General features: G+C 72.0%; 14 protein-coding genes. 11 read left to right on the forward strand and 3 right to left on the reverse strand.

What is annotated here, in order from left to right:
• Nucleotides 1-2 precede the first annotated feature (2 nt).
• Nucleotides 3-1,214 (reverse strand): alpha-hydroxy acid oxidase, encoded by a 1,212-nt coding sequence (locus E1262_RS26380; RefSeq protein ID WP_132107267.1) that lies wholly within the window; start codon nt 1,212-1,214, stop codon nt 3-5.
• Between the two features lie 65 nt (nt 1,215-1,279).
• On the opposite strand from E1262_RS26380, the gene E1262_RS26385 reads away from it, so the two are divergent.
• From E1262_RS26385 to E1262_RS26420, 8 genes are all read left to right on the forward strand, one after another.
• Nucleotides 1,280-1,969, forward strand: a complete 690-nt coding sequence (locus E1262_RS26385; protein WP_203454474.1) for a FadR/GntR family transcriptional regulator — start codon at nt 1,280-1,282, stop codon at nt 1,967-1,969.
• A gap of 152 nt (nt 1,970-2,121) precedes the next feature.
• Nucleotides 2,122-5,979, forward strand: coding sequence for a family 78 glycoside hydrolase catalytic domain (locus E1262_RS26390; protein ID WP_203454479.1), 3,858 nt, complete (start codon nt 2,122-2,124; stop codon nt 5,977-5,979).
• 152 nt (nt 5,980-6,131) lie between these two features.
• Entirely contained in the window at nt 6,132-7,655 is a 1,524-nt protein-coding gene (locus E1262_RS26395; RefSeq protein ID WP_132107269.1) for a sugar ABC transporter ATP-binding protein, read from the forward strand.
• Entirely contained in the window at nt 7,652-8,692 is a 1,041-nt protein-coding gene (locus E1262_RS26400) for an ABC transporter permease (protein WP_132107271.1), read from the forward strand. The genes E1262_RS26395 and E1262_RS26400 overlap by 4 nt, the downstream gene beginning before the upstream one ends.
• Nucleotides 8,682-9,725 carry an ABC transporter permease gene (locus E1262_RS26405; protein WP_132107273.1) on the forward strand — a complete coding sequence of 348 codons (1,044 nt, stop codon included), beginning with the start codon at nt 8,682-8,684 and terminating at the stop codon, nt 9,723-9,725. The genes E1262_RS26400 and E1262_RS26405 overlap by 11 nt, the downstream gene beginning before the upstream one ends.
• A gap of 23 nt (nt 9,726-9,748) precedes the next feature.
• Nucleotides 9,749-10,840 carry a rhamnose ABC transporter substrate-binding protein gene (gene rhaS / locus E1262_RS26410; protein ID WP_132107275.1) on the forward strand — a complete coding sequence of 364 codons (1,092 nt, stop codon included), beginning with the start codon at nt 9,749-9,751 and terminating at the stop codon, nt 10,838-10,840.
• 134 nt (nt 10,841-10,974) lie between these two features.
• Nucleotides 10,975-14,256 carry a family 78 glycoside hydrolase catalytic domain gene (locus tag E1262_RS26415; protein WP_203454481.1) on the forward strand — a complete coding sequence of 1,094 codons (3,282 nt, stop codon included), beginning with the start codon at nt 10,975-10,977 and terminating at the stop codon, nt 14,254-14,256.
• Between the two features lie 417 nt (nt 14,257-14,673).
• On the forward strand, nt 14,674-15,960 hold the full coding sequence (locus E1262_RS26420) for a sugar phosphate isomerase/epimerase family protein (RefSeq protein WP_132107277.1): 1,287 nt from the start codon (nt 14,674-14,676) through the stop codon (nt 15,958-15,960).
• 52 nt (nt 15,961-16,012) lie between these two features.
• On the opposite strand, the gene E1262_RS26425 is transcribed toward E1262_RS26420, so the two are convergent.
• Complete coding sequence (locus E1262_RS26425; RefSeq protein ID WP_162606090.1) at nt 16,013-19,729, reverse strand: ABC transporter ATP-binding protein; 3,717 nt, start codon at nt 19,727-19,729, stop codon at nt 16,013-16,015.
• 358 nt (nt 19,730-20,087) lie between these two features.
• Between E1262_RS26425 and E1262_RS26430 the strand changes: the two genes are divergently transcribed.
• Genes E1262_RS26430 through E1262_RS26440 form a run of 3 tightly spaced genes read left to right on the forward strand, consistent with a single transcriptional unit; the run spans nt 20,088 to nt 23,520 of the window.
• Nucleotides 20,088-22,034 carry a hypothetical protein gene (locus E1262_RS26430; RefSeq protein ID WP_132107281.1) on the forward strand — a complete coding sequence of 649 codons (1,947 nt, stop codon included), beginning with the start codon at nt 20,088-20,090 and terminating at the stop codon, nt 22,032-22,034.
• Nucleotides 22,031-22,861 (forward strand): DUF4397 domain-containing protein, encoded by an 831-nt coding sequence (locus E1262_RS26435; RefSeq protein ID WP_132107283.1) that lies wholly within the window; start codon nt 22,031-22,033, stop codon nt 22,859-22,861. Before E1262_RS26430 ends, E1262_RS26435 begins: the two co-directional genes overlap by 4 nt.
• Nucleotides 22,858-23,520, forward strand: coding sequence for a class F sortase (locus tag E1262_RS26440; RefSeq protein WP_132107285.1), 663 nt, complete (start codon nt 22,858-22,860; stop codon nt 23,518-23,520). The genes E1262_RS26435 and E1262_RS26440 overlap by 4 nt, the downstream gene beginning before the upstream one ends.
• Nucleotides 23,521-23,542: 22 nt before the next feature.
• Here the strand turns inward: E1262_RS26440 and E1262_RS26445 are convergent.
• The coding region (locus tag E1262_RS26445; protein ID WP_203454483.1) for a L,D-transpeptidase family protein at nt 23,543-24,480 on the reverse strand (938 nt) is incomplete at its 5' end.

Genomic DNA, 24,480 nt, shown 5'->3' on the forward strand with positions numbered 1-24,480 from the left:
GGTCAGGGGAGCCGGACGTGGCTGGGGTTCAGCTCGTCCACGGTACGGGCTCCGAGCAGCTGCATGGTGCGCCGGACCTCGGTGGTCAGGATCTGTGCGGCCCGGGCCACGCCTCGTTCGCCGCCGGCCATCAGCCCGTACAGGTACGCGCGTCCGACCAGGCAGGCGTCGGCGCCCAGCGCCTTCGCCGCCACGATGTCCGCTCCGCTGGTGATGCCGGTGTCGAGGTAGATCTCGGTGCGGTCGCCGACTGCCGCGGCGACCTCGGGCAGGATCCGCAGCGGAACCGGCGCGCGGTCCAACTGGCGGCCGCCGTGGTTGGACAGCACGATCGCGTCGGCCCCGGCGTCGACCACCCGCTGGGCGTCCTCGACGGTCTGGATGCCCTTGACGATGAGCGGGCCGGACCAGATCGAGCGCAGCCACGCGAGGTCGTCGATGGTCATCGTCGGGTCGAAGAGCAGGTTCAGCAGCTCGGCGATGGTGCCCTTCCACGACGTCAGCGAGGCGAACTGCAGCGGCTTCGTGGTCAGCAGGTTCAGCCACCACGCCGGGTGCGCGGCGGCGTCGAGCACCGTCTTCGCCGTCAGCGTCGGCGGGATGGTGAAGCCGTTGCGCACGTCGCGCAGCCGGGCGCCGGCCACCGGCACGTCGACGGTGAGCATGAGGGCCTCGTAGCCGGCGTTCGCGGCCCGCTTCACCAGGTCCTCGCCGGCCGAGCGGTCCTTCCACACGTACAGCTGGAACCACTTGCGCGCCCGCGGCGCCGCGGCGGCGACGTCCTCGATGGACGTGGTGCCCATCGTCGAGAGCGAATATGGGATACCGACCCGTTCGGCGACCCGGGCCACGGCGCTCTCGCCCTCGTGGTTCATCATCCGAGTGAAGCCGGTCGGCGCGAACGCGAACGGCTGCGCGGACGGCTGTCCCAGCATGGTCGTCGTGGTGTCGACGTCGGAAACGTCGTGCAGCACCGACGGCCGGAACTCCAGGTTCGCGAACAGCGACCGCGCCCGGCGCAGGCTGATCTCGGCCTCCGCCGCGCCGTCGGTGTAGTCGAAGACCGATCGCGGCGTGCGCATCCGCGCGATGCGGCGCAGATCGGCGATGGTCAGCGCACTCGCCAGCCGGCGGTCCGTCGGGTTCAGCGTAGGCCGTTTCGTGCGCAGCAGCGGCTTGAGCTCGGACCAGCGGGGGAGTTGTCGGTCGGTCATGGAGCGGCTCCGTGGACGTCTGCCATGTGTGGTCAGACCACACGGTATCAGTAGGGTTCAATCTCGTGAGGACCCATGAGCTCGTGCTGCGCCAGGTGGAGGCCGACCTGGCGGCCGGGAAGCTGCGCGTGGGCGACCGCCTGCCCGGCGAACGGGCGCTGGCCGGGCAGCTGGGCGTCAGCCGGCCGTCGGTCCGCGAGGCGATCCGCGTCCTCGAGGCCATGGGCGTCGTCCGGACCGCGGTCGGTTCCGGCCCCGACGCCGGCGCCGTCATCGTCGCCGAGCCCGCGTCGCCGCTGACCGCGACGCTGCGGCTGCACCTGGCCACCAGCCACCTGCCCATGGGCGACATCGTCCAGACCCGGGTGCTGCTGGAGTCGTGGGCGGTGCGCGAGGCGGCCGGCCGCGCGGAACCGGTCCAGCTGGCCGCCGCCGGGCTGTTGCTCGACGCGATGGACGATCCCGGGCTGCCGCGCGAGCGGTTCCACCTGCTCGACGCGGAGTTCCACGTGGCGCTGGCCGCGCTGGCCGGCAACGTGCTGGTCTCGACCATCATGGCGTCGCTGCGCGAGGCGATCCACGGCTACGTCATGGCCGCCGCGCCGAACCTGCCCGACTGGGACGCCGCCGCGGCCGGGTTGCGAGCCGAGCACCGCGCGGTGCTCGCGGCGGTGGCCGACGGTGACGGCGACGACGCTGCGCGGATGGTGGCCGAGCACATCGAGGGCTTCTACCGCGCCACCCGGATCGCCTGACCGTCCGACAGAGCGGCACGATGCGGACGGTTCCAGCCGCGATCATTGCCACCCGCGTTCCACGCAACGTACTGTGCCGGACAGATCCGGCGAACCCTCATGTGCTGAAGGCGCGCAGCGTCCATTGGAACGATTCATAGAGGAGTCCGACCATGGCCGACCGACACGACGACTCGACGAACGACCGCCCGATCATCGGCGGACGGCCATTGAGCCGCCGGACGTTCCTGGGCTCGGCGGCCGTTGGCGCCGGCGCCGTCACCTGGGGTCTGGATCGCGCCCCGTCGGCGTCGGCCGCACCGGTCGCGAACGCCGGCCCGCTCCGCTGCACCGGGCTGACCACGGAATACGCGCCGACGCTGCTCGGCACTGATGTCGTGCGGCCGCGGCTGTCGTGGATCCCGGCGGCGAGCGGGCACGCCGCCACCCAGACGGCGTACCAGGTGCTGGTGGCGTCGTCGCCGGATCTGCTCACGCCTGAGCGAGCCGACGTTTGGGACTCCGGCAAGGTGGACGACTCGGCGTCTGTCGGCATCGAGTACGGCGGCCCGGAGCTGGCGCCGCGCACCCGGTATCACTGGCGGGCCCGGCTGTGGGACGGGTCCGGCCGCGGCGCCCGCTGGAGCGAGCCGGCCTGGTTCGAGACCGGCCTGCGGGAGGAAGGGTTCGGCGGCGCTCGCTGGATCGGCGCGGAGCCGGAGCCGGCGCAGGAGCCCCGCGATGTCGCCGGAGCGTCGTGGATCTGGCTGCCTGGTGCGACAGCGAACGGCGCACCCGCCGGCCCCGGCTGGTTCCGTGGTCGGCTCGCCCTGCCCGCCGGCCTCGACGTCGCGTCGGCCCACCTGGTGATGACCGCCGACGACGACTACACCGCCTACCTCGGCGGCGTGCCCGTTCTGTCGTCTCCGGTGCAGACGGACGGCTGGAAGACGGCCGAGACGGCGGACGTCACGGCGCTGGTCCGGGACGCCGTCGGGGCGGACCTCGTCGTCGCCGCGGCCGCGCACAACCGCGGCTCGGGCTCCGTCAACCCCGGCGGCCTGCTGGCCAAACTGGTCGTGACGACGGTGAGTGGCGACCGGCTGGTCCTGGTCACCGACGGTTCCTGGCGCAGCGCAAGCTCCGAGCGGAACGGCTGGGCGCAGCCCGGCCACGACGACACCGGCTGGGACGCGGTGACCGTGCTCGCCCCGTACGGCCAGGGCCCCTGGGGCAGCCAGGTCACCGTGCCGCAGCGCCAGACGCTCGACCTGCTCGGCGCGTCGTGGGTGTGGGGCCTGGGCGCGACGACATCGGACGCGCCCGAGGGCAGCCAGTGGTTCCGCGGCCGCTTCGCGCTGCCGCCCGACGTCGGCGTCCTCTCCGCCGAACTCGTGATGACCGCCGACGACGACTACACCGCATACCTCGACGGGGAGGTCGTCCTGTCCGCGCCGCAGCAGGTGGACGGGTGGCGCTCGGCGGAGATCGCGGACGTGACGCCAGTCGTGGCCGGAGCCGTCGGCGGCGAGCTCGTGTTCGCCGCCCGTGCGACGAACCGGCCCGGCCCGTCGGTCAACCCGGCCGGGTTGATCGCCAAGCTGCTGGTCCGCACGGCCGACCAGGAAGACATGGTCTTCGTCACCAACGGCTCCTGGCGCAGCTCCGGCACCGAGGCGCCCGGCTGGGAGCAGCCCGGTCACGACGACTCCGCATGGGACGCCGTCACCGTGCTCGCCCCGTACGGCCAGGGGCCGTGGGGCAACAGTGTCGTCATCGCCCGGCCGGAGAAGCCGGCTCCGCTGCTGCGCCGTTCGTTCGACCTGACGAAACCCGTCAGGCGAGCCCGTCTCTACGCCAGCGGCGTCGCCTACCACGACCTTCACCTCAACGGCGCCCGCGTGGGCGACTCCGTGCTGGACCCTGGGTTCACCGACTACGAAGAGACTGTCCTCTACGTCACACACGACATCACCGACCTGCTGCGGCAGGGCGAAAACACTCTCGCCGCAGAACTCGGCCGCGGCTTCTACGGAATGACCACCGACAACGTGTGGCGGTGGCACCAGACGCCGTGGCACGGCGAACCCCGGCTGATCGCTCGCCTCGTCGTCGAGCACGCCGACGGGAGTGTCACCGAGATCACCACCGACCAGGACTGGCGGGTCACCGGCGGGCCAACGGTGTCGAACTCCCTCTACGCCGGGGAGAGCTTCGATGCCCGGCTGGTTCCCGACGGCTGGACCGAGCCCGGCTTCGACGCCTCCGCCTGGTCCGCGGCGGCCGTTCTCCCGGCGCCGTCCGGAACGCTCCGAGCCCAGGAGAACGAGCCGATCCGCGTGGTCGAGGACGTCGCGCCGGTCCGGCTGACCGAGCCTGTCCCGGGCAGCTGGGTCGCTGACTTCGGCCGCACCGCGGCCGGCTGGACCCGGCTGCGCGTCACTGCGCCGGCCGGCACCACGATCCGGCTGCGGCACGGCGAGACCGTCGCCGCGAACGGCACCGTCCAGGCCTCGACAGGGCACGTCCCGGGCCGGTTCCAGCTCGACGAGTACACGACGCGCGGCGACGGCGAGGAGGTGTGGGAGGCGAAGTTCTCGTACAAGGGCTTCCGGTACGTCCAGCTCGACGGACTGCCCGCGGCGCCGACGGCTGACACCGTCACCATGCGGGTCGTGCACTCGGACGTCGTCGAGGTCGCCACGTTCGACTGCGACCAGCCGATGTACGTTCAGCTGGAGCGGATGATGCGGCGGACGATCCTGAACAACCTGCACAGCATCCCGACCGATACCCCGATGTTCGAGAAGAACGGCTGGACCGGCGACGCCCAGGTCGGCGCGCCCACCATGGCCGGGACGCTCGGGATGGCCCGGTTCTTCACCAAGTGGCTGGGCGATCTGCGCGACAGTCAGATCGGCTCCGGGCAGGTCCCGGTGATCGTGCCCAGCGGCGGCTGGGGCTACCAGGAGCTGGCACCCGCGCCGGAGTGGACCACCGTCTACCCGTTCGTGCTGCGCGAGATGCACCGCTGGTACGGCGACGAGCGCATCCTCGCCGAGCACTGGGAGCCCGTGCTGACCTACCTCGACTGGGAGCTCGGCCGGCTGCAGAGCGGCCTGGCGGTCACGGCGCTCGGCGACTACCTCTCGCCCGGCACCGGCGGCAACCCGCCCGAGGACACCCGGCTGACCGCGACGGCATACCTGTACCGCGCACTGATCTCGACTGCCGAGGTCGGCGACCTGCTGGGGCACGACGCCGATGCGGCTCGGCTGCGGGCCGCGGCCGACGGACTGAAGGCCCGGCTGAACGAGACCTTCCTCGACATCGCGCGAGGCCTCTACCGGACCGCCCGCGACCCCGGGTACCGGCAGACGTCCAACGCGGTTCCGCTGGCGTTCGGGCTCGTGCCTCCGGAGCACGTACAGGCCGTGGTCGACAACCTCGTCGCCGACGTCGAGGCGCGCGACTGGCACCTCAACACCGGCTGCCTCGGCACCAGCGTCCTGCTGCCGGTCCTCACCGTGTACGGTCACGCCGACGCCGCCGCCAAGATCGCGCTGCAGCGCAGCCAGCCGAGCTGGGGGCACTGGATCGACAACGGCGCCGACACCATGTGGGAGATGTGGCAGGTCGACACCCGCTCGCGCGATCACTACTTCCACGGCACCGTGGCTCAGTGGCTGCTCGAGCACGTCGCCGGCCTGGTGAATCTGGCCGGCGGGTGGCGGGAGTTCCGGGTCCGGCCGGACGCGCGCAGCCAGGTCGGCTCTGCGTCGCTGACCATCGAATCAGTGCGCGGCCGCGTGGGGTCGTCATGGACCCAGACCGGCCGGTTGCTCCGGCTGACCGTCGTGGTCCCGGTCGGCTCGACGGCGGAGGTGTGGGTACCCGGGGCATCCGCGGGCGAGGTCACCGCTGCACCGTCTCGCCTCGTCACCAGCATGCGCGAGGAACCGGGCTGGGTCGTCTACACCGTCGGCGCCGGAGAGTGGCGGTTCGACAGCCGCTCCGCCCCTCTCCTCTGATCATCAACCGCTGGCGCGGGGCGACCCCTGGCCTGAACATCAGATGACATGCACGCTTTCGCCGGACAGGGTTGACCTTTGCCACGGCCAGGCCTAAAGTCCACGCAAGATCATGAAACGATTCAGTCATCTGGAGGACACTGTTGTCCGCTATGGGGAGTGCGCCCGAGCCCCCACAGCTCCGGCCGGTCGTGTCGCTGGACGGGGTGACCAAGGCGTTCGGCTCGGTGGTGGCCCTTCGCGACGCCCGTCTCGAGCTCTTCCCCGGCGAGGCGCACGCTCTGGTCGGTGAGAACGGCGCCGGAAAGTCGACGCTGATCAAGATCCTTGCCGGGGTGCACCGGCCCGACACCGGGATCGTCACGGTGAACGGCGAGACGGTCGAGTTCACGAACACCGCCGCCGCCAAGGACGCCGGCATCGCCGTCATCTATCAGGAGCCCACGCTCTTCCCCGACCTGTCGGTCGCCGAGAACATCTTCGTCGGCCGCCAGCCGCGGGCGCGGCTCGGCCTGATCGATCGGGCCGTGATGAACCGCGAGGCCGCAGCATTGTTCGCCCGACTGGGCGTGCCCCTGGACCCGGAGCGGCCGGCGAAGGGGCTGTCCATCGCCGACCAGCAGATCGTCGAGATCGCCAAGGCCATCTCCGTCGATGCGACTGTGCTGATCATGGATGAGCCGACGGCGGCGTTGTCAGGTGTCGAGGTCGAGCGGCTGTTCGCCGTCGTGCGAGGGCTGCGCGACGCCGGGGCGGCGGTGCTGTTCATCTCGCACCGGTTCGACGAGGTCGAAGCGTTGTGTCAGCGGGTGACGGTGATGCGTGACGGTGCGCACGTATCGACCGACCTGATGGCTGAGATGACGATCGATCAGATCGTGCGGCGGATGGTCGGCCGTGAGCTGGGTGCGCTCTTCCCCAAGCAGGACGTCGTTCCGGGCGCGGTCGTGCTCGAGGTCGAAGCTCTGAGCCGCGCCGGTCTCTTCCGCGACGTCTCGTTCCAGGTCCGTGCCGGTGAGATCGTGGCGCTGGCGGGCCTGGTCGGTTCGGGCCGGTCCGAGGTGGTGCAGGCAGTGTTCGGGATCGACCCGCGCGACGCCGGCACCGTCCGGGTCGCCGGCCGAACGCTTCCGGCCGGCAACTCGAAGGCGGCTATGCGGGCCGGGGTGGCACTGGTTCCCGAGGACCGGCGGCAGCAGGGGCTGATCCTCGACCTGTCGATCATGCGCAACGCCACCTTGGTCCGGCGCAACCGGTTGTCCCGGTTCGGCTTCCTCACCGGCGGTGCCGAACGGCGCGAAGCGGCCGAGTGGACTCGGCGCCTGCAGACCCGCTACGGCCGGCTGACCGACCCGGCCGGCACCCTGTCCGGCGGCAACCAGCAGAAGGTTGCGCTGGCCAAGTGGCTGGCCACCGACCCGAAGGTGCTCATCGTCGACGAGCCCACCCGTGGCATCGATGTCGGCACCAAGGCCGAGGTGCACCGGCTGATGTCGCAGCTGGCCGCCGACGGAGTCGCCATCGTCATGGTCTCGTCGGAGCTGCCCGAGGTGCTCGGCATGGCCGATCGAGTCCTGGTGATCCGGGAAGGCCGGCTGGCCGGCGAGCTGAGCCGCGCCGAGGCCACCGAGGAGTCCGTGATGTTCCTCGCGACCGGTCGGGGGGCGGCGGCATGACCCTTGTCGCACGTCCGACCGACTCCGCGCCCACGACGAGGACCGGCTCGACGTTGCTCGACGCCGTGCTGCGGTTCCGCGCGCTGGGCCTGTTGATCGCGCTGGTCGCGATGGTCGCGGCGACGGCGGCGGTCAACTCCCGGTTCGTCAGCCAGCAGAGCATCCGTGACATCCTTCTCGGCGCGGCCATCACCATCCTGTTGGCCGTCGGCATGACCGTGGTCGTGCTGACCCGCGGCATCGACCTCTCGGTGGGCTCCGTGCTCGGGCTCTCTGCGTACGTGACGGCCGACTTCCTGCAGGTCAACCCGGGTACCCCGGTGCCGGTGGCGATGCTGCTCGGGCTGGCCATCGGGGCCGGCTGCGGCCTGGTCAACGGCGCGGTGATCCACTTCGGCAAGGTCCCGGCGCTGGTGGCCACGCTCGGCACCCTCTACGTCTTCCGCGGCATCGTCTATTTCGTGGCGGGCGGCTCGCGCATCAACGCTTCGGACATGCCGCGCGGCTTTCTCGACTTCGGCACCGACCGGGTGCTCGGCATTCCGTATCTGATCATCGTGTCGCTGGTGGTCGTGGTGCTGGCCGGGGTGTTTCTGTCCCGGTACCGAGCCGGCCGGGACATGTACGCGCTCGGCTCCAGCCCCGAGGCGGCGAAGCTGGCCGGCATCCCGGCCGGCCGGCGGCTGCTGACCGCCTACGTGCTGTGCGGCGCGTTGGCCGGTCTCGGCGGGGTGCTGCATGCGGCCCGGTTCGGGACGGTGGACGCCTCCGCGGGCTCGGGCATGGAGTTGAACGTGGTCGCCGCCGTTGTCGTGGGCGGTGTGGCCATCTTCGGCGGCAGCGGGACGGTGTTCGGCGCCGCGCTCGGCGCGCTGCTGCTCACGGTCATCAGCAACGCGCTGCCGGTGCTCAGCGTCGACCAGTTCTGGCAGCAGGCCATCGTCGGCGCTCTGATTCTCGGCGCCATCGGCCTGGACCGGTTCGTGGGGCTGCGGGTGTCCGCGTCCTTGCGGAGGAAGGACTCTCATGTCGACTGAGACCGCGCCGGACCGCGTCGCCGATCGGCCACAGTCCGGCCGGCTCCGGTCCAGCCGCATGGTCGGCTGGGATGGCGCCGTCGTGGTGGTCACGGCGCTGTTCATCGTGATCGCTGCGCTGACAGTCGAGCACTTCGGCACGTCGCGCAACGCCGGCTTCCTGATCCTGGATCTGGCGCCGGTGCTGCTACTGGCGCTGCCGATGACGCTGATCATCGTCACTGGCGAGATCGACCTGTCGGTCGCCAGCACCGTCGGGCTGACCAGCTCGGCGATGGGTGTGATGTGGAACAACGGACTGCCGCTGGAGACGATCATGCCGCTCTGCGTCGTCATCGGTGCGGTCCTCGGCGCGGTCAACGGCATCTTCGTCACCGCGCTCGGCCTGCCGTCCCTCGCCGTGACCATCGGTACCTTGGCGCTGTACCGTGGCCTGGCGTTCGTGCTGCTGGGCGACACGGCCGTGGCCGACTTCCCGCGCGACTTCACCGGCTGGACCATTGGCGACCTCGGGGCGTCGTCGATCCCCAACGTGCTGATCCCGATGCTCGTGATCGCAGGTCTCTTCGCCGCTGTGTTGCATGCGACACCCACTGGCCGGGCCATCGTCGCCACCGGCGCCAACGCCACTGCCGCCTCGTTCGCGGGCATCCCGGTCGGCCGGGTCAAGTTCTGGCTCTACGTCACTTCTGGTGCCGTCGCGGGGTTGGTCGGTGTCTTCTGGACGCTGCGCTACTCCAGCGCCCGCGCCGACAACGCCGCCGGGCTCGAGCTGACGGTGGTGGCGGCCGTGCTGCTGGGCGGTGTCTCCATCTTCGGTGGCAAGGGCACGCTGCCGGGCGTCCTGGCCGGGGTGGTGTTGTTGACGTCGCTGCAGAACGCATTGCGGCTGGCCGACGTGTCCACCGAGGCGCTGACCGTGGTGACCGGCTCGCTGCTGATCGTGTCGGTCCTCGCCCCCAATGTCGTCACCGCGGTGCGGACGACCCTGTCCCGTCGCCGTGCACGTCTGCGCATGACTCCGACGTCGTAGCAACAGGTGAGAAAGGAACCCTCATGTCTGCCAGCCGAACCCGCCGGGTGAGAGCGTTCACGTCAGCCGCCTTGGGCCTGTCCCTGGCACTCACGGTCGCCGCCTGTGGAGGCACCACCCAAGACAGCAACGAGGACGAGGGCGGCGGCGGTGACGAGCCGGCGGCGACGGCCGATGCCGGCGGGGAGTTCGAGACCGGCCTGAGCATCGCGATGCTGCCGAAGTCGGTGAACAACCCCTACTTCGACGCGTCGAGCGAGGGCGCCGAGGCCGCCGTCGGCGAGCTCGAGGGCGAGTACGAGTACACCGGCCCGTCCGACACCGCGGCGTCGTCCCAGGTGAGCTACATCAACACGCTGAGCCAGCAGGCGGCCGACGTCATCCTGTTGTCGGCGAACGACCCGAACGCGCTGTGCTCGTCGCTGGAGCAGGCCCGCGCCGCCGGCACCTCGGTCGTGACCTTCGACTCCGACGTCGACCCGAGCTGCCGCGACGCGTTCGTCAGTCAGGTCGACGGCGCCGAGGTCGGCCGCACGCTGATCGAGATGATGTCCGAGCAGATCGGCGGCGAGGGCCAGATCGCGATTCTGTCGGCCACCGCGAACGCGACGAACCAGAACGCCTGGATCGCGGTCATCGAGGAGGAGCTGGCGAACAACCCCGACTACGCGAACGTCGAACTGGTCGCAACCGTCTACGGCGACGACGAGGACGAGAAGTCGTTCCAGGAGACCCAGGGTCTGCTGCAGGCCAACCCCGAGCTCAAGGGCATCATCTCGCCCACCACGGTGGGCATCGCCGCGGCGGCGCGCTACCTGCAGGGCTCGGAGTACAAGGGGCAGATCGCGCTGACCGGTCTGGGCACGCCGAACCAGATGCGCGAGTTCGTCAAGGACGGCACCGTCACCGAGTTCGCGCTGTGGGACCCGACCGCACTCGGCGAGCTGGCCGCCTACGCCGGCGCCGCCGTCGCGTCGGGCATCATCACCGGCGCCGAGGGCGACACCTTCACCGCCGGCGAGCTGGGGGAGTACACCGTCGGCGCCGACGGTGTGATCATCCTGGGTCCGCCGACCCGGTTCAACGCCGACAACATCGACGACTTCGACTTCTGACCGCGAGCCCGCCCTCGACGGCGAGCAGCACTGGTGATCGACGAGGAGCCAGACCCCATGGGGTAGCCGGTCCCTGGTGATCAACGCGCTGCTCCTCCGTGTCCGCTGGTGTTGCGAGAGCCCAGGGAGTTCAGATGAACCGTTCCAGTTCGCTTCGTCGCTCAGCCGTCTACGGGGCGGCAGCCGTTGGCTCGATGGTCCTGGCCGCCGGCCTGATCGGTCCCGCTGAAGCCGCCGGCCGGCCGCCGCTCGCACCGGCCGGCCTCACGGTCGGCGACCGGGTGCATCCGCTGAACGTCGAGGGGTCGCCGTCGTTCGGCTGGCTGCCGCAGGACCGCGACCCGGGCGAGATCCAGACCGCCTACCAGATCACCGTCGAGGACCACGGCGGTGATCACGTCTGGGACAGCGGCAAGGTCGCGTCCGCCGCACAGTCCTACGTCCCGTACTCGGGCCCGGCTTTGGAGCCGGGCGCCGCCTACACATGGACCGTGCGGACGTGGGACCGCGATGGCCAGCGGTCGCCATGGGCGCCCGAGGCGACGTTCGAGACCGGCATCCCCGACGACGCCTGGGACGGCGCGCGATGGATCCAGCGCCCACCGGGCGGCCGCAGCCCGCTGGAGATCATCGATGGCCGGGTCCGGGTGACCGGCGGCGACATCACACTCGCGGACATGGACCGGACCCTGACCGACTACACCTTCGAGCTGACCGTCCGGCCGCACACCCGGGGTGCGGGCTGGGTGTTCCGCAGCCCCGACCGGCGCAACGGCTACCTCTGGCAGCTGGTGCCGGGTCAGGGGCTGAACCCGCACGTGCACCAGAACGGCTCCTCCACCCGGCTCGCGACGGTGCCGCTGACCGTCATGGCCGGCACCGACTACCGGGTTCGGATGGAGCTCCAGGGTTCGACCATCCGCACGTACGTCGACGGCGTGCTGGTCGACGAGCGGCAGGACACGAGCTTCGCGGCCGGCGGAGTCGGCCTGCGCGAGGCGTCGAACGAGATCGGCGAGTTCGACGACGTCGTCGTGACCACGCCCGACGGCACCGTAGCCTTCGCCGACGACTTCAGCGGCGACCTGTCGACGTGGGTCACGGCGCCGCCGGCACGTCAGCCGGACGAGTGGACGCTGGCCCGCACCGAGGTGGTGCTGCGCGACCAGCCGGTCACCCGGGCCCGCGCCTACGTCGCCGGCAGCCACACCTACGAGCTCCGGATCGACGGCGAGCGGGCCGACCGGGGTCAGTCGTTCGGCTACGGCGGTGAGAACTACTACCAGGCCAGCGACGTCACCGAGTTCGTCGATGGCAAGGACGAGATCGCGCTCGGCGCGATCCTGCACTGGTACGGGGGCGGGCAGGGCCGTCCGGCGGGCGTCCCGGGACTGCTCGTCCGGATGGTGATCGACTACGCGGACGGCAGCCGGCAGGTGGTGGTCAGCGACGGCTCGTGGAAGGTCAGCGCCGGACCGTACGCCGCCACGTCGCGGCGCAACGGCGAGGGCGACTACGTCGAGCACCTCGACGCCCGGCTGGTCCCCGCGGGCTGGGACCGCACCGGCTTCGACGATGCAGGGTGGGGCGACGCCGTCGTGCTCGGACCGCACCCCACCGCGCCGTTCACCCACCTGACCGGCCAGGAGACCCGGCTGACCGAGACCATCGTGGAGCCGGTCGCGCTGCTGACGGCCGACGACGGCACGCCCGTCGTCGATTTCGGCGTGGTCGTCCCGGCCCGGCCCGTCGTGCGATTCGACCACGGAGTCGCCGGTCGGACGGTGCCGATGAGAGCCGGTTACAACCTGACCGACACCGGACGGGTGGCCACGTCGACGCTCTTGTCGCAGGGCACCAATATGAGCTTCCCGTACACGCAGGTCGACGGCGCACAGGAGTTCCGCGCCTTCACCCACCTGGGCTTCCGGTACCTGGAGCTGCCCGACGCCGGCGAGGATATCGACCTCGCCGACGTCGAGGCCACGGTGGTGCACACCGACACCCCTCCCGGCCGGGAAGCCAGGTTCGACAGCTCCGACGCCACGCTCGACGAGGTCTGGGACCTCATGGTCCGGTCGGCGATCTACTCGGTGCAGGAGGCCTTCGTCGACACCCCGACGCGCGAGAAGGGCCAGTTCCTCGGCGACGCGGTCAACATCTCCTACGCCACCATGGGCGCCTTCGCCGAACGTGACGCCACCCAGCAGGCGATCCGCGAGTTCGTGAACTCCGCGCGCCGGTTCTGGTTCACCGGCAACGACGTCGGCCGGTACAACGCGGTCTACCCGAACGGCGACGGCAAGCGCGACATCCCGGACTACTCGCTGATGTTCGTCGACTGGGTGTGGCGCTATTACCAGGAGACCGGCGACCGGCAGTTGCTCGAGGAGGCGTACCCGTTCGTCCTCGGGACCGCCGACTACGTGCGCCGGCACATCCCGGCCGACGGGCCGACGGCGGGCCTGGTGACCAGGCTTTCGGGCGGCAGTGGGGCGTATCAGTACGGCATCGTCGACTGGCCCGAGCCGGGCCGGTTCGGCTACGACATGAGTGCCGCCGCCCGCACCACCATCAACGCGCAGAGCGTAGCCGTGCTGCGTGACGTCGCGGCGATGGGCGCGGAGCTCGGCCGTCCCGACGAGGAGGTCGACGCTCTCCGCGAGCGGGCCGACCAGCTCGTCGAGCGGATGAACGCCACGCTGCGCCGGCCGGACGGTGTGTACGTCGACGGCCTCCACGCAGATGGCACCCAGAGCACGCACGCCGGACAGCACTCCACGACGTACGCCATCGCACACGGCGTGGCGCCGGAGAGCGACCTGGCGGCGCTCGCCGAGTATGTCGCCGGCATGGGGATGAAGCAGGGCCCGATGACGGCGCACTGGATCCTGCAGGCGCTCGCCGACGCCGACCGGCCCGACGCTGTGCTGGACCTGCTGACGAACGAGGACGATCTGGGCTGGGCGAACATCCTGGCGCAGGACGGCACGTTCACCTGGGAGGCGTGGACGCTCGACCCTGGGTCCAACTTCAGCCAGTCGCACGGCTGGGGCGCGCAGGCCGTCGTCGACATCCAGCAGACCCTGCTCGGCGTGCGGACGACCACACCCGGCGCGGCCACCGTCGAGATCGCGCCGCCGGCGTCCGGCCTGGCGCAGGCGTCCGGGATGGTGCCGACCCAGCGCGGCGACGTGAGCGTCGAATGGCGGCGCATCGGCGACGGGGTCCGGCTCGAGCTGGATGTGCCGGTCAACGTGACGGCCCGCGTCGCGCTGCCCGTCACCGAAGGGCTGGCGTACCGGGCCGCCGGCCGCAGCCCGGCCAGGTACATCGGCGAGGAGGACGGCCGGTCGATCTTCGAGGTCGGCTCCGGCACCTCCACCTACACGCCGGTGCGGGCGGACCGGCCGTGAACCGGCTGTCGCGGCGGCCCTGCCCTCGTCCGCGCATGCGGCGGGCTCGGGCGGGGGATCCTTCCGGCAGGCGTTCGACGCACCACCCCGTTCGGCACAGGCGAAGTTCCGGTAGTGGTGGCCACACGGCCGGGTCGACCGGCGTCCATCACAGCGTGTCCGAGCCCTTCGTCGCGTCGTCGGTGTGCAGCTTCACGACCGGATTCACCTTCGACCTCACCGGCGGCCGGGCCGCCTACTGAGCCGCAAAAACGGACGATTCGGATCTAGCGAGTTACGGCGGGATGCCGCTAGTGTTTCTCCAACATCGGGGCGGCTTTCAACAGCTCCCGTAGAAAGTCGGCCGCAGCCCGGGCTCCGATGCCGCATGCGATCTCGAGCACGGTCACCCACTTTCGACGGAGCGAGGAGACGACCATGGCTCAGGAACACAGGTTGAGCCGGCGCCGGCTGCTGACCATCAGCGCCGGCACGCTGGCGGTGGCGGCCATCGCGCCCGCCACGCCGGCGCTGGCCGACCAGCTGGTGCAGAACGTGCCCAACCCGCTGCTCCCGCCGGGCAAGCGCGGCACGATCCTGTACACGCAGCGCGACGCCACCGCGCGGCGCGGCATCTGGAACAACCCGGCCCCGACCATGGGCTACCTGGGCGGCCCGAACTTCCCGGCCGACCCGAACGACCTCGGACCGCTGGCCCCGCTGCCCGGCGGCTTCCGCGAGGTGTTCCTGTTCCTGGCGAACGCCGGCTTCAAGCAGGTCGAGTTCGCCGGCTACGGCCAGCACGCCGAGAACCAGGGCGGGCCGGTGCCACCGCTGACCCAGAGCGGGCGGCTGCTGCGCGAGAACTTCCCGGCCTACCTCGACTACGCGCGGACGCTGCGCGGCTTCCTCGACGAGGCCGGGCTGGAGGCCATCGGCAACCACGGGTTCATCCCGAACAGCTGGCCGGGCGGCCCGAACGGCGGCATGACGGCCGACGACTACGACCGCTTCCAGATCGAGCTCGAGTTCGCCTCGATCCTCGGCCTGCCGTACATGGGCACCGGCGGCGACCCGACCGGCAGCTCGGCGAAGGAGGCCTGGGACCTCGCCGCGCAGAAGTGGGAGGCGATCAACGACCTCGCCACCCCGTGGCGCATCTCGATCTACCCGCACAACCACGCCGACGCCTACGGCTTCCTGCAGGACGGCCCGATGGTCGAGGTGACGGTCGACCGAGTGACCGGTGCACCGCTCCCGCAGCCACAGATGGTGCGCGGCGAGTCCGGCATCCGCAAGATGCAGTACTACTTGGACATCACGCCCAGCACGAAGTGCTACTGCGAGATCGACATCTACTGGGCGCACTCGGCGCAGCACCGGTTCCGCTGGTACTACGACTGGGAGGGCCAGCGTCGCGAGAGCATCTTCAGCCCGATCGACCAGATCGCCGCACAGCCGCTGCGCTACCCGCTCTACCACGCCAAGGACGGCGAGCGGCGCGACGAGCAGCCGGTCGGGGTCGGTGAGGGCTACCGGATGATCCCGTTCGGTGACCCGCGCAGCGACATCGACTACGACGCGATCTTCCGGCGGCACCGCCCGCGCGGCTACCACAACCCGAACTACGAGGACGACACCGCTCCTGGCGGCGCGGCCGACCCCGGCCGGTCGCTGCGGCACGCGGTGATCAGCGGCACCAACATGGCCAACATGGCCCGCTGAGACTCCCCGGCCGGCCGGGTGGCCCCCGGCCGGCCGGGTGAATCAGCTCGCCTCAGCTCGCCCGGCTCAGCACGCGGGCGACGTAGTGGGGCGCGGGCTCGTCGGTGGCGATGCGCCCGTCGGCCACCTCGACGACGCGGTCGACCCAGTGCAGCGACTGCGGCCGGTGGGTGACGACGATGGTGGTCCGGCCGGCCGACGCCACCCGCATCGCCTGGTTCACCTTCCGTTCGCTGGCGAGGTCGAGGTTGGACGTCGCCTCGTCGAGGATGAGGATCGACGGGTCGCCGAGCAGCGCCCGGGCCAGGCACACCAGCTGCCGTTGCCCGGCCGACAGCGACCGGCCCCGCTCGGCCACCACGTGGTGGTAGCCGCCGGGCAGCCGGGTGACGAACTCGTGCGCCCCGACGGCGCGGGCGGCCGCCTCGACCTCGGCGTCGCTGGCTTCCGGCCGCGCGTAGGCGATGTTGTCGCGGATGGTGCGCGAGAACAGGAACGGCTCCTGCGGCACGTACCCCAGGTGCCGCCGGTAGCTGGTGACGTCGAGCCCGTCGAGCGGGCGGCCGTCGACCAGCACCCGGCCGTCGGTGGGGTCGTAGAACCGGGCGACCAGCTTCGACAGCGTCGACTTGCCGGCGCCAGTACGTCCGACGAACGCGACCCGCTGGCCGGCCGGCACGTGCAGGTCGACGTCGCGGACGGCGTCGGCGGCGGCGCCGGCGTAGCGCAGCCGGACCCGATCGAACCGCAGATCGCCGGCGATCGCGTCGACCGGGACGGCGTCCGGCCGCACCGGTGTCGACGTCTCCAGCGCCAGCAGCGCGCGGACCCGGACCAACCCCGTACGGGCCCGCTGATACACGTCGAACACCGACGACAGCTGCTGCACCGGCGCGAAGACCTGGGCGAGGTACAGCAGGAACGCGATCAGCGTGCCGAGCGCCAGCGTGCCGGCCCCGATGCGTTGCGCGCCGACCCAGAGCACCGCCGCGATGGCCAGCACCGAGAGCAGCTCGATCGCGGCGACGTACACCGCCGTCGCGTACAGCCCGCGCAGGCTGGCCGCGACGTACTGGCGGCCCAGCCCGGCGAAACGCTCGAGGTTGACCGCCTCGCGCCGGAACGCGTGCGTGACCCGGATGCCGGCCATGCTCTCCTGCACGTCGGCATTGATCGTCGACAACAGCTCGCGGGCATCGTCGTAGGCGACCGAGGCGCGCCGCCGGTACCACCAGGTGACGGCCCCGGCGAACGGCACGACCCCCAGCACGACCAGCGCCAGCATCGGATCCAGCGCGACGACCACCATCGTCATGCCGGCGAACGTGGCCACGCTGACGACGGCGTTGATCAGCCCGACCTGGAACAGCTGGGCGATCGCGTCGACGTCGGAGGTCATCCGGGTCATCACCCGGCCCGCCTGGGTGCGGTCGTAGAAGTCGATGCCCAGCCGCTGCAGCTGGCCGAAGATGCGCACCCGCATCGCCAGCAGCAGCCGCTCCGTACTGCGCGTCGTCCACAGGTAGCCGGTGCGCTGGTCCAGCCAGAGCAGCCCGACCAGCACCGTCGCCGCGAGGCACACCCACAGCAGCACGCTGGTCGAGCCCGCGCGCATGCCGTCGTCGACCGCCCGCTGCACCAGCATCGGGTTGACCAGCGTGATGGCCGCCTCCAGGACGACCAGCACGAGCCCGACCAGCAGGCCGCCGACGTACGGGCGCAGGAACGACGGCAGCCGCAGCGGGCCGCGGGTGCCACCCTCGCGATCGAGGTCGACGTTCGGCGGGTCCTTCGGCGGTGGCAATGCGGCGATCCGCTCGGCCACCGCGGGCGGCACCGCGAGTTGCAGGCTGGGCAGCGAGCCGGTGGCGTCCTGCCGCGACTCCCACGCCGACGCCGTCGCCTCGAATCGGCCGGACCGTGCGTGCGACATGAGGTCGTCGGGATGGTCGTCGGTGCCGGGACCGTCGCCGAACAGGTCGCGGTACAGCGCGTTGCGCTCCAGCAGCTCGGCGTGCCCGCCCTCGTCGACCACCCGGCCGTCGTCGACCAGCACGACGCGGTCGGCCAGCCGCAGCGTGGATTCCCGGTACGCGACCAGTAGCACTGTGCGGCCGGCGAGGAACGGCTCGAGATTGGCGTGGATGCGCTCCTCGACCTTGACGTCGACCGACGAGGTGGCGTCGTCGAGCAGCAGGATGTCGGGTTCGGCCAGCAGCGCCCGGGCCAGCGCGACCCGCTGCCGCTGCCCGCCGGACAGCGTGATGCCCTGCTCGCCGACCACGGTGTCGTAGCCGTCAGGCAGCGCCTCGACGAACTCGTCGGCCAGCGCCGCGCGGGCGGCCGAGCGGATCTCGTCCATGCTGGCGTCGGGCCGGCCGTAGGCGATGTTCGCCGCGATGGTGTCGGAGAACAGGAAGCTGTTCTCGAACACCACCCCGATGCGGCGGCGCAGCTCCGGCAGCGACCAGCGGCGCACGTCGATGTCGTCGACGGTGATGGTGCCGGCGTCGGCGTCGAAGAACCGCGGCAGCATCGACAGCGCCGTCGACTTCCCGCAGCCTGACGGCCCGACCAGCGCGACCGTCTCGCCGGGCCGGACCTCGAGGCTGAAGTGGCGCAGCACCCGGTGGCCGTCGCCGTCGGCGTAAGCGAACCGGACCCGGTGGAACGAGACCGCGCCGCCACGCTCCTCGGCGGGAACCGGGCGCAGCGGCTCGGTGATCTCCGCCTGCAGGTCGAGCAGCTCGCCGACCCGCTCCGTGGCCGCCTTGCACAGCGGGGCGTTGGTGAGCACCATGCCGGCCACCCGCGCCGCGCCGATCAGCTCGGCGAGGTAGCCGATGCAGGCCAGGAACACACCGATGGTGAGCTGCCCCTGGATCACGAGCAGGCCGCCGGCCAGCAGCACCAGCACCTGGCCGAACAGCGGGGCGCCCTGCAGCGACGCCATGAACGGCGCCCGCAGCCGGACCGCCCGGACCCGGGCCTGGAACATGTCGAGCAGGGCGCCGTGCAGCCGCGCGGTCTCGGCCGGCTGCTGGCCGAACGCGCGGACCACCCGGACGCCGGTGACGGCCTCCTCGACCCGGGAGGTCATGTCCGCCTCCCGGTCCTGGGCGTCCCAACCGGCCGCGTACACCTGGCGGCGCTGCCGGTTGGTGACCGCGAAGACCACCACGATGACGGCGACCACGAGCGCGGCGATCAGCGGCGACAACGTGAACATGACGACCACCGCGAGCAGCGACGACAGCAGCGTCGCCGCCACCTGCGGGATCCAGCTCAGCAGCATGTGCACGTAGCGCAGGTCGCCGCTGATGCGCGACACCAGCTGGCCGCTCTGCAGCTGCGCGTGGCCGGTGAAGTCGAGGCGCTGCAGCGTGTCGTACACGTCGCGGCGCAGGTCGTCCTGGATGCGGAACGCGGTGGTGCCACCGACGTAGCGCCACCAGCCGGACAGGATGAAACGGGCCGCCGCCAGACCGATGAGCAGCGCGATCATCGGCAGCAGCGGCGCGGACCGGGCGACGATCGCGTCATCGACCACCCGGCCCTGGGTGACGGGGACGGCGGCGACGGTGACCGCCCAGGCCAAGGCCACGACGACGGAGACGATCAGGGTGCCGCGGTGGCGGAGGAGGTAGGGAGCGAGCCGGCGGAACGTGCCGGGCGGCTGTGAGGGTTCGGCTGACGCGACGGTCAGCGAGGGCGTTGACGGCTGTGCGGTCTGGGCTGAGGGACGGGCGGACGCGGTGCGGCTGGGCACAGGGATCTCCCGGAGCAGCGGTCGGATGGTGATCGCCCCGACTGGGGCCGCCGACGATCCTACGCCGGGCCGGCCGCGTGGATCAACGGTCCGGAGCCGGCTCCGCGACGTCGATGTCGACCCGGAACGGCGCCCCGATCGCACGCCTGATCGCCGGTGTTCTCCAGGTGGATCACGACAATCCGGTTCATATAGTCGGTTTCGGGTATACACTCCCGCCGAAGACGCACCAGGCACCGCTTTTCGCCTGATGGTCAGGAACCGCGAGCCTGACCTGCCTGGCGATCATGGCTCGGCGTTGCCCTGCCATGGGGCCGGCGCGCAGGTCTGTGCGACACCTCGGGGGGAGGCGTCGGCGATGCGCGACACCGTCTCGACCCTGCCTGCATTGCCGCGGGACCTCGCCGACCTGCGCCTTCCCATCCCGGTACCGCCGCGGCCGCCGCGGCCCCGCCCGGTGCGCGCCTGGTTCCGCCGGCACGGGCCGGACTTCGCCTGGCTGGCCCCTCTGCTGACCCTGGCCGGCTTCGTCCACGCCGCCGGGATGACCCGCTCGCCCGCGTTCAGCGAGGCCGAGGGCCGCACGGTGACGCGGATCGCCGACGGCGCCTGGTCGCTGCACGCCGACCTCGGCCTGGCGCAGCTGGCCGCATGGATCGGCCCGGCCGGCGCGCTGGACCGGGCCACGCATGCCGTCGCCGGCGGCCGCGAGGCGCTGCTGCTCGTGCTCTTGCTGGGTGTCGTCCTGCTGTGGACGCTGGCCCGCCGTCTGGGCGTGCCCCGGCCGGCCGCCGCGGTCGCCGTCGTCGTCTTCGCCGTCTCGCCGCTGGCCCTGTACCTGCATCGGATGGTGCTGGTCGAGAACGTCGCCGTGCTGTGGACGCTGCTCGCGTTCGCGCTGGCGACGGCGCGCCGACGGCAGCCGGTCGCGTTCCCGGCCGCCGGGGTCGCGGTACTGCTGGCCGTGCTGACGCAGACCACGTTCCTCGTGATCGCGCCGTTCGTGGTGTGGACGATGTGGCAGCAGGTGACGGCGCCGGTGTGGCGGCGGGTGCTCGCCGGGGTGGCCGCCGCGACGACTGCCGGTGGCTACGCGTACGTGCTGTTCTCGCTGGCCGGCCCGGTTTCCGGCGGCGAGACGCCCGAACGACTCTGGGCGCTGGATCCGGTGCTGGTGGTCGTCGGACCGGCCGCGGCGGGCACGGCGTTGCTGTTCCGGCCGCTGCGCCCGGTGGCCGCGACGTTGCTGACCCTGGTGCTGCTGATCGTAGTGCCCGGCGGCCCGGCGCCGGCCGCCCTGCCGATCGCGGCGGTGCCGCTGGCGGCGCTGCTGGTGCCGGCCACCGCGCACGGGCTGGCCGTCCGGCTGCTGTCGGTACGCGGCCGGCCGGAGGCGATGCCGCTGGCCATCATGGCGACGACCGCGGCCGCCGCGTTGGTCGTCGCGGTGACGGCGACCTGGCCGGGTGAGCTGCGTCCCCTGCTGCGCGGCGACGCGGTCGCGCCGGTCGACCAGGCCGAGCGCTGGCTCGAGGCCAACGTGCCCCGCGACAGCCGGCTGGTGGTCGACCACACGATCCGCGAGGATCTGCTGCGATCCGGGTTCTCCGCCGGCGGGGTGGTGCCGTTCGCCAGCCTCCCCGCCGCCGAAGAGCCGGGGGAGCTGCTGCCGCTCGACCCCGCCGTCGCGCCGCGCCGGACGTTCGAGCCGCGGCCGCCGCGCTGGACCCACTACGACTTCATCGTGTCGACGGCGGCGCTGCGCTCCGACGACACCGACCGGCCCGACGTCCGGTCCGCGCTGGCCGAGTCGACCGTCGTCGCGGAGTTCGGCAGCGGCGACGGGCGCGTGGAGATCCGGTCGATCCACCCGCTGGGCCGCGAGGTCGCCGAGGCCGTGGCCGCCGACGAACGGCGCACGATCCGCTACGCGACCGGCCAGCTGCTGCGCAACGACGCCCTGACCTTCGACGCCGCCGCGCGCGCCGTCGCGGGCGCCGGGCGGATCGACCCGCGGCTGGTGCTCGTCCTCGGCAAGCTCTCCGGCACCCACGAGCTGGACGTGTCGCTGCCGGCGCTGCCGGGCGAGGGGGACGGGGTGCGCCGGCGGCTGGTTCTCGGCGGGCTGTCGACGGAGGACGAGGCGGCCCGGCTGGCGCTCTGGCTGCTCGGCCAACCGGCGCCGTTCACGCCGACGCAGGTCGACACCGACGGGACCACCGTCATCGCCACCTATTCGCTGGCCGCGCCGCGCGGTCTGCTCCCCGCTCCACCGTTGGACGACACCCCAGAGGAGAACGCATGAATCGCATCGTCATGTCCCTGGCCACGGCCGTGGGAGTGATCGCCCTGGCCGCCGGCACCGCAACCGGCGCCCAGGGGACCGAGGAGCCGGCGGCCGCGGGCTGGGCCCGGCTGGCGCACCTGTCGCCGGACACCCCGGAGGTCGACGTCAGCCTCACCGGCCTCGACGGCCAGTCCGTACTGGAGCTGCAGGACGTCGGCTACGGCGACGTGTCGAACTACGCGCGGCTGCCCGTCGGGACGTACACCGCCGCGATGCGCCCGGCCGGCGCGCCGGCCGACTCCGAGCCGGTGATCACGGCGGCGGTCGAGATCCAGGACGGCGTCGCGATCACCGTGGCAGCGGTCGGCCTGAACGCCGACCTGTCCGGCCGGATCCTCGTCGACGACCTGACGGCGCCGGCGGCCGGCAACGCGCGCGTCCGGCTGATCTCGGCCGCCGTCTCGTCACCGTCCGTCGACGTCAGCACCGACACCGGGACGGTGCTGGCCGCCGACGCCGCGTTCGGCACGGCGACGGACTACACCGAGCTGGCCGGCGGTCGCTGGACCCTTGAGATCAGCAGCGACGCGGGCACCGGCAGTACCGACGTCGACCTCGCCGCAGGCAGCGTCAATACGCTCTTCGTCCTCGACATCGACGGTGAGCTGAACGTCATCGGCGTGGTCGACAGCACCGGCACGCCGGAGGCCCCGGCGGGCGGGATGCAGACCGGCGGCCGCGGGCTCGCTGAGGAACGGTCCGCCGCGGTGCCGGCGGCGACGCTCGGACTCGCCGTGCTCCTGCTGGCCGGCGCCGGCGCCTGGATGCGCCGCCGGGCGGCATGAGACGGACCGCGACGGCGCTGGCGGTCGCGGCCATCCTGGTCGCGGCCGCCGGCGCCTGCGGCGCTGGCGACGGAACGGTCTCGGCGGCCGGAGCCGGCGCGGCCGCGCCTACCCCGTCGGGCGCGGCCGCGCCCCCGACGCCGTCCGACCCGGCAACCGACCTGGCGACCGGCGCGGGGCGCGGCCCGGCGGCCGGCCCGCGGCCGATCCCCGTCGCCGACACCGTGCCGGTGCGAGTGCGGATCCCGGCGATCGGGGTCGACAGCGCGATGGAGACCCTGCACCGCGAGGACGACGGCCGGCTGGCCGCGCCGGAGGACTGGCAGTCGGCCGGCTGGTTCGCCGGCGGCCCGGTGCCCGGCATGCCCGGCCCGGCCGTGCTCGCCGGGCACGTGGACTCGCCGGACGGCCCCGCTGTCTTCGCCGACCTGGCCAGGCTCCGGCCCGGAGACCGGATCGAGGTCGAGCTCAGCGACGGCACTGTCGCGGTGTTCGAGGTCGATGGCAGCCGCACGGTGCCGCAGGCCGACTTTCCGACCGAGGAGGTCTACGGCCCGGTGCCCGACCGGCAGCTCCGGCTGATCACCTGCCAGACGTTCGACGAGGCCGCCGGGCACTACGTCGACAACCTGGTGGTGTTCGCGACGGCGACCGGCTAGGGCCGGCCGCCGCCCCCACGCGTCAGGACCAGTAGACGATGACGTCGTCGCCGACCCGCACCTGGTCGAACAGCGACTCGATGCCGTCGCGGTCGCGGACGTTCACGCACCCGTGCGACCCGCCGTTGTAGCCATTGGCCGCGAAGTCGGGCGAGTAGTGCACCGCCTGGCCGCGGCTGAAGAACATCGCGAACGGCATCGGGGTGTCGTAGAGCGACGACACGTGGTCGCGCGACTTCCAGTACACCTCGAACTCGCCCTCGCGGGTCGGCGTCAGCTCGGTGCCGAACCGGACGTCCAGGGTCATGCGCACCTCGCCGTCGATGACCCAGCGCAGGGAGTTCGACGACTTGTCGATGCACAGCACCCGGCCGGTGAGGCAGCGCGGGTCGAGGCCGTCGGCGCTGCCGCCGTTGTTTCCGGGCTCGCGGTTGTGCAGCTCGTCGTCGGTGGGGTTGCGGGTCATCTCGACCAGCTTGTCCCAGGTGCGCTGGTCGACCTCGCCGGTGACGGGGAAGCCGCGCTTGTCCTGGAAGCCCTTGACCGACGCGGTGGTGGTGTCGCCGTAGGTGTCGGTGACGTCGCCGTCGAACCAGTCGATCTGCTTGAGCCGGGCCTGCAGCTCGCGGACCTGGTCGCCGGTGTCGCCTGGGCCGAGGATGGTCGGGCCGGGGGTCAGCCGGTTGTGCAGCTCGTCGTCAGTAGGCGTGCGGGTCATCCCGACGAGGGTGTCCCAGGTCGCCTGGTCGACGGCGCCGGTGGCCGGCAGCTCACGCTTCTCCTGGAACCCGGAGACCGCGGCGACGGTGACGTCGTCGAACTCGCCGGTGATGTCGGGCTCGTACCACTGCAGCTGCTTGAGCCGGGCCTGCAGCTCGCGGACCTGGTCGCCGCTTGCGCCGGCGGCCATCAGCGCCTCCGGCGTGGGTGTCGTGGTGGGAGTCGGCGTCGGGGTGGGGG

It is taken from the genome of Jiangella aurantiaca (assembly GCF_004349105.1).
Taxonomy (GTDB): domain Bacteria; phylum Actinomycetota; class Actinomycetes; order Jiangellales; family Jiangellaceae; genus Jiangella; species Jiangella aurantiaca.